The sequence below is a fragment of the Mesorhizobium sp. M7A.F.Ca.CA.001.08.2.1 genome, from assembly GCF_003998455.1.
In the GTDB taxonomy this organism is placed as follows: domain Bacteria; phylum Pseudomonadota; class Alphaproteobacteria; order Rhizobiales; family Rhizobiaceae; genus Mesorhizobium; species Mesorhizobium ciceri.
The window spans coordinates 1-1,614 of sequence record NZ_RZPW01001063.1 but is presented as its reverse complement, the minus strand read 5'-3'; the positions used below and the strand labels follow the sequence as shown (position 1 = coordinate 1,614).

The following is a 1,614-nucleotide window of genomic DNA, read 5'->3' as shown; positions in this document are numbered from 1 at the left end:
GGCGATACCAGATATCGCCGCGCAGGTCGGCACGCCATTCTACTGCTACTCGACGGCCACCCTGACCAGGCACTACCGGGTGTTTGCCCAGTCCTTTGCCGGGCTCGACACGCTGGTCTGCTACGCCATGAAGGCCAATTCCAACCAGGCCGTCCTGCGGACGCTGGCGAAGCTCGGCGCCGGCGCCGACGTGGTTTCGGAAGGTGAATTGCGCCGGGCGCTGGCCGCCGGCATTCCGGCCGGCAAGATCCTGTTTTCGGGCGTCGGCAAGACTGCGCGCGAAATGGACTTTGCCCTTGCCGCCGGCATTCTCTGCTTCAACGTCGAGTCCGAGCCTGAACTTGAGCTGTTGTCGGCGCGAGCCGTTGCCCTTGGCAAGGTGGCGCCGATCTCGCTGCGCATCAATCCCGATGTCGACGCCAGGACCCACAAGAAGATCTCCACCGGCAAGGCCGAGAACAAATTCGGCATCCCGTGGCAGCGGGCGCGGCAGGTCTATGCCCGCGCGGCAACGCTTCCCGGCATCAGGATCACCGGCATCGACACCCATATCGGCAGCCAGATCACCGAGCTGCAGCCCTTCGACGACGCCTTCGCCCTGCTTGTCGATCTGGTCGGCGCGCTGCGGGCGGACGGCCATGCCATCGAGCATATCGACCTCGGCGGCGGCCTCGGCATCCCCTATCGCGTCGACAACAACCCGCCGCCGCTGCCCGATGCCTATGCCCAGATCGTCAGGAAGCATGTCACCAAGCTCGGGCTGAAGGTAATGTTCGAGCCGGGCCGGCTGATCGTAGGCAATGCCGGTATCCTCGTCTCGGAAGTGATCTTCGTAAAGGAAGGCGACGCCAAGAACTTCCTCGTCGTCGACGCCGCCATGAACGATCTCATCCGGCCGACGCTCTACGATGCCTTCCACGATATCCGTCCGGTCGTGCAGCCGCCGGCGGACACGCCGCGCATGATGGTCGACGTCGTCGGCCCGGTCTGCGAGACCGGCGATTATATCGGCCTGGACCGCGATCTGCCCAGGCTGAAGGCCGGCGACCTGATTGCCGTCTCCACCGCGGGCGCCTATGGCGCGGTGCAGGCCGGTACCTACAACACCCGCTTGCTGGTTCCGGAAGTGCTGGTCGACGGCGACCGGTTCCACGTCGTGCGCCCACGCCTGACCTATGACGACCTGATCGGGCTGGATTCCGTGCCCGACTGGCTTGCATAGAAGCGCCGGAAACACACCGACCCGTCACAGGGAGCAATCATGACGAACGGCATCACCGTCACACGCGAGCGCATTGCCGCGATGGAACCGCGCATCCGCCCCTATATCAGGCACACGCCGGTGCTGCGCGTCGACATGGCCGACTTCGATCGGCCGCCGCTGGCCGTCGACCTGAAGCTCGAATGCCTGCAGCATTCCGGCTCGTTCAAGGCGCGCGGCGCCTTCACCAACCTGCTGGAGCGTGCGGTCCCAAAGGCCGGTGTCGTCGCAGCATCGGGCGGCAACCATGGCGCGGCCGTCGCCTATGCCGCCATGCGGCTTGGCCACAAGGCGACCATCTTCGTTCCCGAAGTGAGCCCGGCGGCCAAGCTGGAACGGATCCGCTCCTATGG

General features: G+C 65.5%; 2 protein-coding genes. Both read left to right on the top strand.

What is annotated here, in order from left to right:
• A partial coding sequence (lysA, locus tag EN914_RS34740; protein ID WP_127389656.1) for a diaminopimelate decarboxylase occupies window positions 1-1,222 on the top strand: 1,222 nt, incomplete at its 5' end.
• Window positions 1,223-1,261: 39 nt separating this feature from the next.
• Window positions 1,262-1,614, top strand: a 353-nt coding sequence (locus EN914_RS34735; protein WP_127389655.1) for a pyridoxal-phosphate dependent enzyme, incomplete at its 3' end; no start/stop codon positions are given.